This is a genomic window from Streptomyces sp. NBC_01551 (genome assembly GCF_026339935.1).
GTDB lineage: Bacteria > Actinomycetota > Actinomycetes > Streptomycetales > Streptomycetaceae > Streptomyces.
Map to the genome: position 1 here is coordinate 4,096,167 of NZ_JAPEPX010000001.1, position 13,420 is coordinate 4,109,586.

Here is a 13,420-nt window from a genome sequence, read left to right on the forward strand (position 1 = left end):
GCCGATGCCTCGGCCACGAGCGACGGACGGAGTCCGGCGCGTCGGAACGGCTAGAAGCGGCGCGTGATCAGGGCGCGCTTGACTTCCTGGATGGCCTTCGTGACCTCGATGCCGCGCGGGCACGCGTCGGTGCAGTTGAAGGTCGTGCGGCAGCGCCAGACGCCGTCCTTGTCGTTCAGGATCTCCAGCCGCTGCTCGCCGGCCTCGTCGCGCGAGTCGAAGATGAAGCGGTGCGCGTTGACGATCGCCGCCGGGCCGAAGTACTGGCCGTCGTTCCAGAACACCGGGCACGAGGACGTGCACGCGGCGCACAGGATGCACTTGGTGGTGTCGTCGAAGCGCTCGCGGTCCTCGGCGGACTGCAGGCGCTCACGCGTCGGCTCGTTGCCCGTGGTGACCAGGAACGGCATGACGTCCCGGTACGCCTGGAAGAAGGGCTCCATGTCGACGACGAGGTCCTTCATCACCGTGAGGCCCTTGATGGCCTCGACGGTGATCGGCTTCTCCGGGTTGATGTCCTTGATCAGCGTCTTGCAGGCGAGCCTGTTCTTGCCGTTGATCCGCATCGCGTCGGAGCCGCAGATGCCGTGCGCGCACGAGCGACGGAAGGTCAGCGTGCCGTCGAGGTCCCACTTGATCTTGTGGAGACCGTCGAGCACGCGCTCCTTCGGGTCGATCTCGATCTGGAAGTCCTGCCACTGCGGCTCGTCCGAGATCTCGGGGTTGAAGCGGCGGATCCGGAACGTGACCGTGATGAACGGGGAGGCGGCGGCCGCCTCTTCCATCTTGTCCGTCTTGGACAGGGTCGGGGTGGCCATCAGTACTTACGCTCCATCGGCTGGTAGCGGGTGACGACGACGGGCTTGTAGTCCAGCCGGACGGTGTCCTGACCGTTGTCGTCGACCTCGCGGTACGCCATGGTGTGGCGCATGAAGTTGACGTCGTCGCGGTTCGGGTAGTCCTCGCGGTAGTGACCGCCGCGGGACTCCTTGCGCGCGAGCGCGGACACGGCCATGACCTCGGCCAGGTCGAGCAGGTTGCCCAGCTCGATGGCCTCCAGCAGGTCCGTGTTGAAGCGCTTGCCCTTGTCCTGGACGGACACGTTCTTGTAGCGCTCGCGCAGCTCCGCGATCTTCTCGACCGCGGTCTTGATGGTCTGCTCCGTGCGGAACACCATCACGCACGCGTCCATCGTCTCCTGGAGCTCCAGGCGCAGGTCGGCGACCCGCTCCTTGCCCGTGGAGTTGCGCAGGTGCTCGACCAGGTCGGCCACCTGCTGCGCCGGGTTCTCGGGGAGCTCGACGTAGTCGTTCTCCTGCGAGTACTTCGCCGCCGCGATGCCCGAGCGCTTGCCGAAGACGTTGATGTCCAGCAGCGAGTTGGTGCCCAGACGGTTGGCGCCGTGCACGGAGACACAGGCGACCTCGCCGGCCGCGTACAGGCCCGGGACGACGGTGGTGTTGTCCGCCAGGACCTCACCCTCGACGTTGGTCGGGATGCCGCCCATGGCGTAGTGCGCGGTGGGCTGGATCGGGATCGGGTCCGTGTACGGCTCGATGCCCAGGTACGTGCGCGCGAACTCGGTGATGTCCGGGAGCTTGGCGTCCAGCTGCTCCGGCGGCAGGTGCGTCAGGTCCAGGTACACGTGGTCACCGGCGGGACCGCAGCCGCGGCCCTCACGGATCTCGGTGTAGATGGAGCGCGAGACGACGTCACGGGACGCGAGGTCCTTCATGACCGGCGCGTACTTCTCCATGAAGCGCTCGCCGTCCTTGTTGCGGAGGATGCCGCCCTCACCGCGGGCGCCCTCCGTCAGCAGGATGCCCATGCGCCAGATGCCCGTCGGGTGGAACTGGAAGAACTCCATGTCCTCCAGCGGCAGGCCGCGGCGGTAGCAGGCCGCCTGGCCGTCACCCGTGAGGGTGTGCGCGTTGGAGGTCACCTTGAAGAACTTGCCGGTGCCGCCGGAGGCGTAGATGACGGCCTTCGCCTGGAACACGTGGATCTCGCCGGTGGCGAGCTCGTACGCGACCACACCGGCCGACTTCTTGACGCCGTCGACCTCGACCAGCAGCTGGTCCAGGACGTAGAACTCGTTGAAGAACTCCACGCCCTCCTTGACGCAGTTCTGGTACAGCGTCTGGAGGATCATGTGGCCCGTGCGGTCCGCGGCGTAGCAGGACCGGCGGACCGGCGCCTCGCCGTGGTTGCGGGAGTGGCCGCCGAAGCGGCGCTGGTCGATGGTGCCGTCCGGCGTGCGGTTGAACGGCAGGCCCATCTTCTCCAGGTCGAGGACCGCGTCGATGGCCTCCTTCGCCAGGATCTCGGCGGCGTCCTGGTCGACCAGGTAGTCACCGCCCTTGACCGTGTCGAAGGTGTGCCACTCCCAGTTGTCGTCCTCCACGTTGGCCAGCGCGGCGGCCATGCCGCCCTGCGCGGCACCCGTGTGGGAGCGGGTGGGGTAGAGCTTCGTCAGCACCGCGGTGCGGCTGCGCTTCGTCGACTCGATGGCGGCGCGCATGCCCGCGCCACCCGCGCCGACGATGACGGTGTCGTACTTGTGGATCTTCATTGGTTTCGCCTCAGCCCCGTTGCCTAGCGGATGTTCGGGTCGAAGGTGAAGATCACCAGCGTGCCCAGAAGGATGGTGAACACCGTGGCGGTGTAGAGCAGGCCCTTCAGCCACAGCCGCGTGTTGGCGCGCTCCGCGTAGTCGTTGATGACGGTACGCAGACCGTTGGAGCCGTGCAGCATGGCCAGCCACAGCATCAGCAGGTCCCAGACCTGCCAGAACGGGGACGCCCAGCGGCCGGCCACGAAGGCGAAGCCGATCTTGGAGACGCCGCCGTCCAGCACCAGCTGGATCAGCAGGTGGCCGATGACGAGCACCACGAGGACGATGCCCGAGAGGCGCATGAAGAGCCACGCGACCATCTCGAAGTTGCCGCGGGTCGAGCGCGGCGTCTTGCCGGTGCGCTTGCGCGGGGCCTCGATGTACGGGGCGGGGTTGTCGACGTCGTAGAGGCTCACGCTCTCCACGGCGCCGACCGTCTGAGCGGAAGAAGTGTCAGAAGACATGCGCGTCACTTCCCGAACAGTTCATCGGCTGCGTGGCCCAGTACGGGGAACAGGGCCCCGATCATCAGGACGACCCAGATCGCCACGACCGACCAGAGCATCTGCTTCTGGTAGCGCGGGCCCTTGGACCAGAAGTCCACGGCGATGACACGGAGACCGTTGAGCGCGTGGAACAGGATTGCGGCGACGAGGCCGTACTCCAGCAGCGCGACGATCGGATTCTTGTAGGTTGCCACGACATCGTCGTACGCCTCGGGGGAGACGCGGACGAGAGCGGTGTCGAGGACGTGTACGAACAGGAAGAAGAAGATGAGGACGCCGGTGACTCGATGAGCCACCCAGGACCACATTCCTTCCCGGCCGCGGTACAACGTTCCAGCCGGCACGGAAAACCCTCCGGAAGCGGGGCGGGGGCCAGCCGGCTTCGTTGTCGGTCGGGCCCGGCCGGGTACGGTCCTCCGGCCCCGGACATCGTAGCGACGCTTTGTCGGTTCCTTCGCGCGGGGGCCATCGGTGTGATCAAACAGGCACGTACGGGCTATCCCACAGGGGAAAATAGCCCGAAATCCGCCGCGAACAGCCCATCGTGCGGGGCCGCCCGGTCCAGCAGCTGCGGCAGTCGGTCCAACAGCTCGGCGAGTCGGGCCTGCGCGAGGCGGCGCAGCTCGTCCGCGGAGATGGCCCGCTCCTCGTCGATCTCGTGGCCCATCCGGCGCCGGATCGCCCCCAGCAGCTGGTCCGCCCGCTCCTCCGGTGGATGTCCGGCCAGGCAGATCACGAAGGCGTGGCCGAAGGTGCGCTCGTACTCCGCGTGCGCCGCGTCGAGCGCCAGCAGTGCCGCGTACGGGGCCCCGTGTCCCAGCTCCGCCGGGAACTCGGCGCTCAGCGCCTCGGTGAGATCGCCCTGCGAGAGGTCGTACGAAGCCTCGTCCGCCGCGGCGAGTAGGGACGCGGTGTCCGGGTAAGGGCGGTGGGCGGCGAGCCGGTGGGCCCAGCGCCGGCTGCCGCAGCAGTGCAGCAGGATGGCGTCGGCGTCCTCGTGGGAGAGGGCGTTGAACCGGGTCAGCCCGCAGCCGTGGCCCGTGGTGGAGCCGGAGGTGTCGGAGCTGCCGCGGGCCTGTGCCGGAAGGTGGCTGGACAGCGGGGGGCTCCTCGGGGCGCGGCGCGGGTGTGCCGCCACGCTATCGAGGTGCGGCCGGGTGTGCTGTACCCATCCGAGGTTTTCACCCGGAAGTGAGCCGAAAGGATGACGTGCGGCATGTGTGAACTCGCCGGGTCCACCGAACGGGCGACACCGACGGGGCACGGAGGGCGAGAAGCTGAGGGGGGAGGACGACCGAGGCCGCCACCCCCCACAGGAGAGGCCCCGGTCGCCATCCGTCACGGACTCGTGCGACAAGCCCGTATCCCAGTCAGCGCCTTCGGTGCGTTTTGTGTCACACCTCGCTCCGCGCAGGATTGGTTGCTGGTTGTACAACGCGTGGACGAGACGTGCTTGAAAGCCGTAACGTGCTGATTTGCGCCACACGTACAGGACAGGTTGGGGACTTTGCTGGGGGACGACGCGGAGCTGACCGCCGCGGTGCTCGCGGCACAGCACGGCGACGAGAACGCGTTCCGTACTGTGTACCGCGCCGTGCACCCACGCCTGCTCGGATACGTACGGACGCTCGTCGGCGACGGCGACGCGGAGGACGTCACCTCCGAGGCCTGGCTGCAGATCGCCCGCGACCTCGATTCCTTCACCGGCGACGCCGACCGCTTCCGGGGCTGGGCAGCCCGCATCGCCCGCAACCGCGCCCTCGACCACATACGGATGCGCGGCCGCAGACCCGCCATCGGCGGCGATGAGACGGAACTCACGGGACACGCCGCCGACAGCGACACGGCGGGCCTCGCGATGGAGTCCCTCTCCACCGGCCGCACCATGGCGCTGATAGCCCGCCTGCCGCAGGACCAGGCCGAGGCCGTCGTGCTCCGCGTGGTCGTCGGACTCGACGCAAAGAGCGCCGCCGAGACCCTCGGGAAGCGGCCGGGAGCCGTCCGCACCGCGGCCCACCGGGGTCTGAAGAAGCTGGCGGAGCTGCTGAGCAGCGAGCTGCCCGAGGAGGGGGCTTCCGGAACCGGACCGTCCGTCGGCCATAATGCCGGTGGCCGGACGCGGGACGGCGGAGGCGAGAGGGATCTCGACGCCGTTCCGGCGCAGCGCGGCCATGGCGGGGGCCTCGTAGAACAAACCGGTGTGACGCATTCACGTTGGCGGACGCAGAAGGACATGTGATGGCCGACGAGCGCAACAGGTGGCTGGACCAGGCCGCGGCGGACAAACTCCTGCGCGGCGAACCGGTCGGACCTGTCGCCGATCAGCGCGCCCAGGCCGAGGCCGCCCGCCTCCGTGCAGCCCTCGACGCCCTCGCCCCGCCCGCCCCGCACCCCGCCGGCGGCCCGGAACTGCCCGGTGAGGCCGCCGCCCTGGCCGCGTTCCGCGCGGTGCACGCCGGACCCGGGCCCGAGGCCGCCGCGTCGGCGACGGCCCACGAACCCCTGGTGGAACTCGCCCGCGGGACCCACGTCGCCCCGGCGCTGCGCGTACGTCCGCACGCGCCGCGGGGAGTCAGGACCATGCGGTTCGGGCTGGCGGCCGCGCTGGCGAGCGTCGCCGTCGGCGGGCTGGCCGCGGCCGCCGGAACCGGGCTGCTGGACCAGACCCTGCGCACCACGGCCGGACCCCTGCCGTCGGTGTCCGTGAGCACCGACCCGCATCCGGGGGCGACGCTGGACGTGGACGGCGCCCAGCCGCTGCGCTCCCCGCGCCGGCAGCCGACCCCGCCGTTCGGCGGCGAGGCCTTCGCGCCCGTCGGCCCCTCGGCGTCGCAGGGCGTGGACGGGACCGGCGAGGCGTCCGGGGACGCGCAGGCGACGTCGGGAGCCGGAACCGGGAACTCCTCGGAGCCGGCGTCCGTCGGCGGCAGCGGCAAGGACGCCGGCCGGGACCGGGCGTCCGGCGGTGCCAAGGACCGCGACCGGGACCGCGACGGGGAGAACACGGTCAAGGCGGCCAACCTGTGCGAGTCCTACCGCGCCGGGCAGATGAACGACGACCGGCGTGAGCGGCTGTCGAAGCTGGCCCGGGGCGCCGCGCGGATCGCGAAGTACTGCGAGGCGCTGCTGGACGGGGTCCGCGACGCCGACCCCGTCGGCGGCACCGGGACCTCCGGCGGCACGGGCACGTCGGGCCCGGGCCGTTCGAGCGGGGGCCCCGGCAGTGACGTCCTGGAGGCTCCGACCCCGGCCGGCACGGGCGGATCGCTCGGCTTCCGCAGCCTCCTGTAACAAGCCCCGCGGCCCCGTCACACACGGCTGTAACACTTTTTGAGCCGCCGGCGCAGTACATATCGAGCCGACTGGTCATCGGCCGCGCATGAGCCGGGGTTCCCCCCGTACCCCTGGGCTCTGCGCACACGGCGCGGGCGGGACACGTTCCCCCGGTCCCGCCCGCGCCCATTAAGACCGGATCACCGGATTACCGGATCACCAGTAGACGACGACCTTGTCGCCCACCTTCACGTCGTTGAAGAGCTTCGACAGCTTGGCCTTGTCCCGGACGTTCACGCAGCCGTGCGAGGCGCCGTTGTAGCCGCGGGCCGCGAAGTCCGCCGAGTAGTGCACCGCCTGGCCGCCGCTGAAGAACATCGCGTACGGCATGGGCGTGTGGTAGATCGTCGACGTCCACTCCTTGGCCTTCCAGCCCACGTTGAACACGCCCTCGCGGGTCGGGGTGTTCTCGGAGCCGAAGCGGACGTCCATGGTGGAGACGACCTTGCCGTCGATCATCCAGGCGAGGGTGCGGCTCTCCTTGCTGATGCACATGACCCGGCCCGTCATGCAGCGCGGGTCCGGCGCGGCGACCTCGTTGACGGTCGGCGGGCGCAGCTCGGCCGCGGTGGGCTTCTTGGTCAGGTCCTGGATCTTCTTCCAGGTCGCCGCGTCCACCGAGCCGGTGGCGGTGAGCCCGTGCTTCGACTGGAAGGACTTGACCGCGGCCGTCGTCTTCGACCCGTAGAAACCGGTGGGCGCGACGCTCATCAGCTTGAGCTGGCGCAGGCGGGCCTGGAGCTCGCGCACCTGCTCGCTCTCGTCGCCGTTCGCCATGATCGCCTTGACCGCGGGCGGGGCCGACGGGGACGGGGGCGCGGAGACGGAGGCGGAGGCGGAGGCGGACGGGGAGGCCGACGACGGCGAGGCGGACGGCGACGCGGAGGTCTCGCCGGCCGGCTTGTTGTCGGAGGACGGTGAGGTCTCGGGGGAGGAAACCGCCGCGGACGCGGAGGGGGACGAGGAGGCGGAGCCGGAGCTTTCCGCCTTCTGCGGCCCACAGGCGGTCGCGGCGAGCGCGACGGCGGTGGCCAGCCCGAGTGTGCGGACCATTACTCTCTGACGGTGCATAGCAGTCCCCCGATTTTCCTGAGTCGTTTATCTAGGTGATGCCTGCCGGGCGTGGACAGTTGCACCCGGCCGTCCGATGTTGCGCCATTGTGACCAGGGCCCGGACCCGGGCCGTCGCGGCGGAGGTACCCCCCCAGCACGGAGGGCCACGGGCAGATGGCGAACACCGAGAGCGGAATTCCGATCGAACCCGTCTACGGGCCAGAGGCCCTGACGGACTGGGACCCGGCGGCCAAACTGGGTGAACCCGGGTCATATCCCTTCACTCGCGGGGTCTATCCCACGATGTACACGGGCCGCCCCTGGACCATGCGGCAGTACGCCGGCTTCGGCACGGCCGCCGAGTCCAACGCCCGCTACCGGCAGCTCATCGCGGGCGGCGGCACCGGCCTCTCCGTCGCCTTCGACCTGCCGACGCAGATGGGGCACGACTCCGACGCCCCGCTCGCGCACGGCGAGGTCGGCAAGGTCGGCGTCGCGGTCGACTCGGTCGAGGACATGCGGCTGCTGTTCGACGGGATCCCGCTCGACCGGGTCTCCACCTCGATGACCATCAACGCGCCGGCCGCCCTGCTCCTGCTGCTCTACCAGCTGGTCGCGGAGGAACAGGGCATCCCGGGAGGGCGGCTGACGGGCACGGTGCAAAACGATGTTCTGAAGGAGTACATCGCGCGCGGCACGTACATCTTCCCGCCCGGGCCCTCGCTGCGGCTGACCGCCGACACCTTCCGCTACTGCCGGGCCGAGATCCCCAAGTGGAACACCATCTCCATCTCCGGCTACCACATGGCCGAGGCCGGGGCCTCGCCCGCGCAAGAGGTGGCCTTCACCCTCGCCGACGCGATCGCGTACGTCCGTACCGCCATCGGCGCGGGCATGGCCGTCGACGAGTTCGCGCCCCGGCTCTCGTTCTTCTTCGTGTCCCGCACCACGCTGCTGGAGGAAGTGGCGAAGTTCCGGGCGGCGCGGCGGATCTGGGCCCGCGTCATGCGGGACGAATTCGGCGCCCGGGACCCGAAGTCGCAGATGCTGCGCTTCCACACCCAGACGGCCGGGGTCCAGCTGACGGCGCAGCAGCCCGAGCTGAACCTCGTACGGGTGGCCGTGCAGGGGCTGGCCGCCGTGCTGGGCGGGACGCAGTCGCTGCACACCAACTCCTTCGACGAGGCCATCGCGCTGCCGACGGAGAAGGCGGCCCGGCTCGCCCTGCGCACGCAGCAGGTGCTCGCGTACGAGACGGACGTGCCGCACACCGTCGACCCCTTCGCAGGGTCGTACGTGGTGGAGCGCATGACGGACGAGCTGGAGGCGGCGGCGCTCGCGCTGATGGGGCGGGTCGAGGAACTGGGCGGGGCGGTCGCCGCGATCGAGGCCGGGTTCCAGAAGGCGGAGATCGAGCGGAACGCGTACCGGATCGCGCGGGAGCAGGAGAGCGGCGAGCGGGTGGTGGTCGGCGTCAACCGGTTCGCCCTCGCGCGGGAGGAGCCGTACGAGCCGCTGCGCGTGGACCCGGCGATCGAGGCCCGCCAGTGCGCGGCGCTCGCGCGGCTGAGGGCCGAGCGGGACGGCGCGGCGGTGGCGGCCGCGCTGGACGCGCTGCGGGAGGCGGCGGCCGGGACGGCGAACGTGCTCTACCCGATGAAGGAGGCGCTGCGGGCCCGGGCCACCGTGGGCGAGGTCTGCGGAGCCCTGCGCGAGGTCTGGGGGACGTACGAGCCCAGCGGTTCCACATGGTGAAATGCGGTGGCGCGACAGGCGCGTACCCGTGCGACACTCCTGCACATGCTGGGTGTCACCGATCTGCCGACCTATCTCGCCGGCCTCGTCCTGATCATTCTCCTGCCGGGGCCGAACTCGCTCTACGTGCTCTCCGTCGCCGCGCGGCGCGGGGTCCGCACCGGGTACAAGGCCGCCGCCGGCGTGTTCACCGGCGACGCCGTACTGATGGTGCTCGCGGCCGCCGGAGCCGCCTCGCTGCTCCAGGCCAGCCCGATGGCCTTCGGCGTCGTCAAGCTGCTCGGCGCGGGCTACCTCACCTGGCTCGCCGTCGGCATGATGCGCGGCGCCTGGGCGCTGTGGCGCTCCCGCACCGATGAGGGCCCGGTCGCCGCCGACGCCGCCGACGCCGCCGACCCGGAGGCCGACGCCGAGCGGCCGTACCGGCGCGCGCTGCTGATCAGCCTGTTCAACCCGAAGGCGATCCTGTTCCTGGTCTCCTTCTTCGTGCAGTTCGTGGACCCCGGCTACGCCTACCCGGCGCTGTCGTTCCTGGTGCTGGGCACGCTGCTCCAGATCGGCAGCTTCCTCTACCTCACCCTGCTGATCTTCGGCGGGACCCGGCTGTCGGCGGCGTTCCGCCGCCGCAAGCGGCTCTCCGTCGGAGCGACCTCGGCGGCGAGCGTCCTCTTCCTCGGCTTCGCCGCCAAGCTCGCCGTCAGCTAGTGCCGTGACGGCCGGCTAGCTCAGCAGTTTCCGCAGCTTCGGGCCCAGCGGGCGCTCCACCAGCCGGTGGATCCCCCAGGCCAGGGCCAGCATGAACACCAGCGTCAGCACGAAGGTCGCCGGCGCCGGGATGCCCGCCCTGTGGTGCAGGGTCTTGATCACCACCCAGCCCAGGTGCTCGTGGACCAGGTAGAACGGGTACGTCAGCGCCCCCGCCACCGTCAGCCACTTCCAGCGCGCCCAGGCCAGCTTGCCGAGGGCGACCAGGGCCACCGCCGCGAAGCCGGCCGTGACGATCGCGATGATCACCAGCGAGCTGCGGTACGAGAAGAACTTCGGGTTCGGCGCGTGCCACAGCCCCGCCACCGCGTAGTGCTGCCCGATCAGCCAGCCGGTCAGGGCCACGGCCCAGGCGAGGCGGTCGCGGTGGTTGCGGTGCACCAGGTGAAGGCCGACGCCGCCGATGAAGAACGGCGCGTACTGCGGCATCAGGACCTGGCTGAGGAACGCCTTGCCCGAGGGGTCCCCGGCGTCGACCAGGACGGCGGCGATCGTCCAGATCCCGCAGAACAGCAGGGTCCGGCGGCGGCCGCCGCCCGGCAGCATCACGCAGAGCGCGAACAGGACGTAGAAGCGCAGCTCGACCCAGAGCGTCCAGCACACCCCGAGCACCCGGTCGGCGCCCAGCGGCTGCTGGAGCATGGTCAGGTTGAGCAGGAAGTCGGAGGGCGAGACCGCCTCGACCGCCACCGTGACCACGATCAGCGCCACCCAGTACGCCGGGTAGAGCCGGGCCGCGCGCGACGCGGCGAAGGCCCGGACCGTACGGCCCTGGGCGCTCATGCAGATCACGAAGCCGCTGATCACGAAGAAGATCTGGACGCCGAGCGGGCCGTACGCGAACCAGGTCGAGGCCTCCGGGAACAGCTTGTTCGGGGACGCCCCCCAGGCCTTGGCCACCTCCCCGCCGCGCCCGCCGTAGTGGTACACGGCGACCATCAGCGCGGCGAGCAGCCGCAGCCCGTCCAGGGCGCGGAGCCGGTCGCCCGCCGGCTTCGGCGCGGCCTCGGGCGCGTCGGCAGCGGCGCCGGTGCGCGCGGCCGGTATCGCCGGGGCGGTCATCGCCTGCCCCGCAGCCGCCGGACCCGGCGGACCTGACGGACGGCGCGGCGCACGGCCGGGCTGCGGGTGAGGAAGGTCAGCTGCGCGGGGATGCCGCCCGGCAGCCCCTGGCTCGCGAGCCGGCGGCGGTTGAAGTAGCGCCAGGTGTGCTCGTCGAGGTGGCCGGCCAGGTACGCCTCGGCCGCCGCCCGCCGCTCCGCGAGGACCCGCGGCTGCATCGCGAAGCCGACCGCGGTCAGCAGGCCGCCCAGCCGGGAGCGCACCTCCTCGGGGCCGGGGGCGCTCCAGCCGCGCACGGCCGCGGTGTCCGCGAGATCGGGGAGCAGCGCGTCCACCACGGTCAGCGGGACCCGGTTGCTGTTCTGGTACGGGGAGAGGCGGGCCAGCACCGTCTTCGTCCCGGCGCGGGCGACGGGCAGCCCGAACAGCGTGGCCGCCGTCAGCAGCCCGGTGGAGAAGCAGCCGACCACCAGCGCCGGGCGGACCTGCTGGTAGAGCACCTCGGCGAGCACCGGGGTGTCCAGCACCGTCAGGCGGGCGCCGAGCCGCTCGGCCTCGGCCTCGGCCCGGCGGGCGTACAGGGCCGGGGCGCTGGGGTGCGGCTTGAAGACCAGCTCCCGGTGGCCGAGGGCGAAGGCGCCGCGCACCATCTCGGCGTGCAGCTCCTCCTCCTGGACGGGGCTGATCAGGTCGAGCGCGGAGAGGTACTGGCCCAGCAGCAGCGCGGGTGCCTCGTCGGAAGCGGAGGCGGGCGCCGCACCGCCCGAGGCGGCGGCCAGCTCGGCCAGGACCTTCAGGAACTCGTCGGTCGGCACCAGCTCCGCCGGTACGCCGAACTCGGTGAGCAGCAGCGGCTCCAGGCCCGGTACGAGGTCCAGGTGCAGCACCCGCCGCACCCGCATCCCGATCTGCGGGTCGAGCCGCACGCGCGTGGGCCCGTAGCTCATCAGACCGTCGGCGTAGACGTCGACGGCGGCGCCGGGGAAGAGCTGGCACAGGCTCTGCGCGGGCGGCACCTGGAGGGACTCGACGATCAGTTCCACCCGGTCGTCGCCCAGACCCCACAGGGTCCGCAGGTACCGCTCCCAGATCGGGACGTCGTCCGCGCGCGGCGACCAGGAGCTCGGGTGCTGCGGCTCGATGACGGCGTTCCAGTCGAGCACCTCGTCGAAGCGGGTGCTCAGCGTGGCGAAGCCGGGCATGTCGGCGAGGCGCGGGCTGACCTCGGCGGCGAGCGCGTGGTTGCTGGTCAGCAGGATCCGGCGGTCGGCCGCCGGGAAGCTGCCGGCGTCCAGGGCCGCGGCCAGGGTGGCCGTCCCGTAGAGGGTGGAGCCGATGAAGATCTGGGTCAGGCTCACGCGGCCGCTCCCGCCGGGGTGCGGCGGCGGAGCCTGCGCAGCAGGGCCGAGCGATCGGCGTCCATCGAGGCCAGGGCCTGGTCCAGGACGTCCTGGGGCATGCGCCCGAGCGCGGCCGCGCTCATCGAACGGAGTTTCTTGGCCACGGCCGGTTCGAACCTTTCAAGGGACCCGTTGTGATGCGCGATGATCGCACAATATGTTCGGACGGCTTTCGGGAGCAGAAGATCGGATTCCCGGTCGGCCGCGGTTTCCGAAATCACCTGATCAAATGCGCGCATGAAATCGAGCTGACGCTCGTCGCCGATCTGCGTCAATGAGGTGGAAACCCCGCGACGGTAGAAGATACCGGGCAATCCGACCGCGGCGAAGGATTCCGCCTCGCGGTGCAGCCGCCAGATCCAGGGCCGGTCCTCGGCCGTGCGCAGCCCGTCGGTGAAGTGCAGCAGGCCCCGGTCCAGCAGCCGCCGGTGGTACATCCCGGCCCAGGCGTACGGGTAATCCACCGAGGTGGCGCGGTCCGCGGGCAGGATTCCGGAGCGCGGATCGGCGACGACCCCGTGCGCGCCGAAGGGCACGCGCTGCACGGAACGGGCCTTGCCGGTGACCTTCACATGGTCGTTTCGGATGAAATCGCAGTCCAGGGCCTCGATGGCCGCCACCATGCGGGACAGGTGGCCCGGGGCCAGCCAGTCGTCGCCGTCCATGAAGGTGACGTACTCGCCGCGGGCCGAGTCCAGGCCGGTGTTCCGCGCGGTCGCCAGACCGCCGTTGCGCTCGTGGCGCAGGTGCACCGCGCCGGGCAGCTCCCGCGCCGCCCGTTCCAGAAGATCGGGAGTGCCGTCCGTCGAGCAGTCGTCGACGAGCAGGAACTCGAAGTCGTCCCGGGCGTTGAGCTCGAGACTTTTCAGGGCATCCGGTGCATATGTCTGCACGTTGTAGAACGGCACGACAACAGAGAGCTTGAACACCTG

Annotated in this window: 13 protein-coding genes; 4 read left to right on the forward strand and 9 right to left on the reverse strand. The window is 70.9% G+C overall.

The annotated features are described in order from the left end of the window. Positions 1-50 precede the first annotated feature (50 nt). The 5 genes from OG982_RS18580 to OG982_RS18600 form a co-directional block, all read right to left on the reverse strand. Positions 51-818, reverse strand: coding sequence for a succinate dehydrogenase iron-sulfur subunit (locus tag OG982_RS18580; RefSeq protein WP_266785350.1), 768 nt, complete (start codon positions 816-818; stop codon positions 51-53). Next, the gene (sdhA, locus tag OG982_RS18585; RefSeq protein WP_266785349.1) at positions 818-2,572 is read right to left on the reverse strand and encodes a succinate dehydrogenase flavoprotein subunit; all 1,755 of its coding nucleotides are present in this window, start codon (positions 2,570-2,572) and stop codon (positions 818-820) included. Before sdhA ends, OG982_RS18580 begins: the two co-directional genes overlap by 1 nt. Before the next feature lie 23 nt (positions 2,573-2,595). Next, positions 2,596-3,078, reverse strand: a complete 483-nt coding sequence (locus tag OG982_RS18590) for a succinate dehydrogenase hydrophobic membrane anchor subunit (protein ID WP_266785347.1) — start codon at positions 3,076-3,078, stop codon at positions 2,596-2,598. Between the two features lie 5 nt (positions 3,079-3,083). Continuing rightward, complete coding sequence (sdhC, locus tag OG982_RS18595; protein ID WP_266785346.1) at positions 3,084-3,464, reverse strand: succinate dehydrogenase, cytochrome b556 subunit; 381 nt, start codon at positions 3,462-3,464, stop codon at positions 3,084-3,086. A 152-nt stretch (positions 3,465-3,616) separates the two neighbouring features. Further along, entirely contained in the window at positions 3,617-4,258 is a 642-nt protein-coding gene (locus OG982_RS18600; RefSeq protein ID WP_266785345.1) for a 2-oxo-4-hydroxy-4-carboxy-5-ureidoimidazoline decarboxylase, read from the reverse strand. A 369-nt stretch (positions 4,259-4,627) separates the two neighbouring features. Between OG982_RS18600 and OG982_RS18605 the strand changes: the two genes are divergently transcribed. Both OG982_RS18605 and OG982_RS18610 read left to right on the forward strand, forming a co-directional pair. Further along, the gene (locus OG982_RS18605) at positions 4,628-5,359 is read left to right on the forward strand and encodes an RNA polymerase sigma factor (RefSeq protein WP_266785344.1); all 732 of its coding nucleotides are present in this window, start codon (positions 4,628-4,630) and stop codon (positions 5,357-5,359) included. Beyond that, entirely contained in the window at positions 5,359-6,411 is a 1,053-nt protein-coding gene (locus tag OG982_RS18610) for a hypothetical protein (RefSeq protein ID WP_266948927.1), read from the forward strand. Before OG982_RS18605 ends, OG982_RS18610 begins: the two co-directional genes overlap by 1 nt. Positions 6,412-6,609: 198 nt before the next feature. Here OG982_RS18610 and OG982_RS18615 read toward each other — a convergent pair whose 3' ends face one another. Continuing rightward, the gene (locus OG982_RS18615) at positions 6,610-7,506 is read right to left on the reverse strand and encodes a L,D-transpeptidase family protein (protein WP_266948928.1); all 897 of its coding nucleotides are present in this window, start codon (positions 7,504-7,506) and stop codon (positions 6,610-6,612) included. 174 nt (positions 7,507-7,680) lie between these two features. On the opposite strand from OG982_RS18615, the gene OG982_RS18620 reads away from it, so the two are divergent. Continuing rightward, on the forward strand, positions 7,681-9,261 hold the full coding sequence (locus OG982_RS18620; protein WP_266948930.1) for a methylmalonyl-CoA mutase: 1,581 nt from the start codon (positions 7,681-7,683) through the stop codon (positions 9,259-9,261). 45 nt (positions 9,262-9,306) lie between these two features. Next, the gene (leuE, locus tag OG982_RS18625; RefSeq protein WP_266785336.1) at positions 9,307-9,966 is read left to right on the forward strand and encodes a leucine efflux protein LeuE; all 660 of its coding nucleotides are present in this window, start codon (positions 9,307-9,309) and stop codon (positions 9,964-9,966) included. A gap of 15 nt (positions 9,967-9,981) precedes the next feature. Here the strand turns inward: leuE and OG982_RS18630 are convergent, their stop codons facing one another. The 3 genes from OG982_RS18630 to OG982_RS18640 are packed head-to-tail and all read right to left on the reverse strand — an operon-like array spanning position 9,982 to position 13,417. Beyond that, positions 9,982-11,088, reverse strand: a complete 1,107-nt coding sequence (locus OG982_RS18630; RefSeq protein ID WP_266948931.1) for an acyltransferase — start codon at positions 11,086-11,088, stop codon at positions 9,982-9,984. Further along, a complete protein-coding gene (locus OG982_RS18635) occupies positions 11,085-12,440 on the reverse strand; it encodes a polysialyltransferase family glycosyltransferase (protein WP_266949944.1) in 1,356 nt (451 codons plus the stop codon). The genes OG982_RS18630 and OG982_RS18635 overlap by 4 nt, the downstream gene beginning before the upstream one ends. A 2-nt stretch (positions 12,441-12,442) precedes the next feature. Further along, positions 12,443-13,417, reverse strand: a complete 975-nt coding sequence (locus tag OG982_RS18640; RefSeq protein WP_266948933.1) for a glycosyltransferase family 2 protein — start codon at positions 13,415-13,417, stop codon at positions 12,443-12,445. Positions 13,418-13,420 lie beyond the last annotated feature (3 nt).

Bases quoted from the DNA above. Each gene is read 5' to 3' on its own strand.
- OG982_RS18580 (WP_266785350.1), bottom strand. From the start codon at position 818: ATGGCCACCCCGACCCTGTCCAAGACGGACAAGATGGAAGAGGCGGCC.
- sdhA (WP_266785349.1), bottom strand. From the start codon at position 2,572: ATGAAGATCCACAAGTACGACACCGTCATCGTCGGCGCGGGTGGCGCG.
- OG982_RS18590 (WP_266785347.1), bottom strand. From the start codon at position 3,078: ATGTCTTCTGACACTTCTTCCGCTCAGACGGTCGGCGCCGTGGAGAGC.
- OG982_RS18610 (WP_266948927.1), top strand. From the start codon at position 5,359: ATGGCCGACGAGCGCAACAGGTGGCTGGACCAGGCCGCGGCGGACAAA.
- OG982_RS18615 (WP_266948928.1), bottom strand. From the start codon at position 7,506: ATGGTCCGCACACTCGGGCTGGCCACCGCCGTCGCGCTCGCCGCGACC.
- OG982_RS18620 (WP_266948930.1), top strand. From the start codon at position 7,681: ATGGCGAACACCGAGAGCGGAATTCCGATCGAACCCGTCTACGGGCCA.
- leuE (WP_266785336.1), top strand. From the start codon at position 9,307: ATGCTGGGTGTCACCGATCTGCCGACCTATCTCGCCGGCCTCGTCCTG.
- OG982_RS18630 (WP_266948931.1), bottom strand. From the start codon at position 11,088: ATGACCGCCCCGGCGATACCGGCCGCGCGCACCGGCGCCGCTGCCGAC.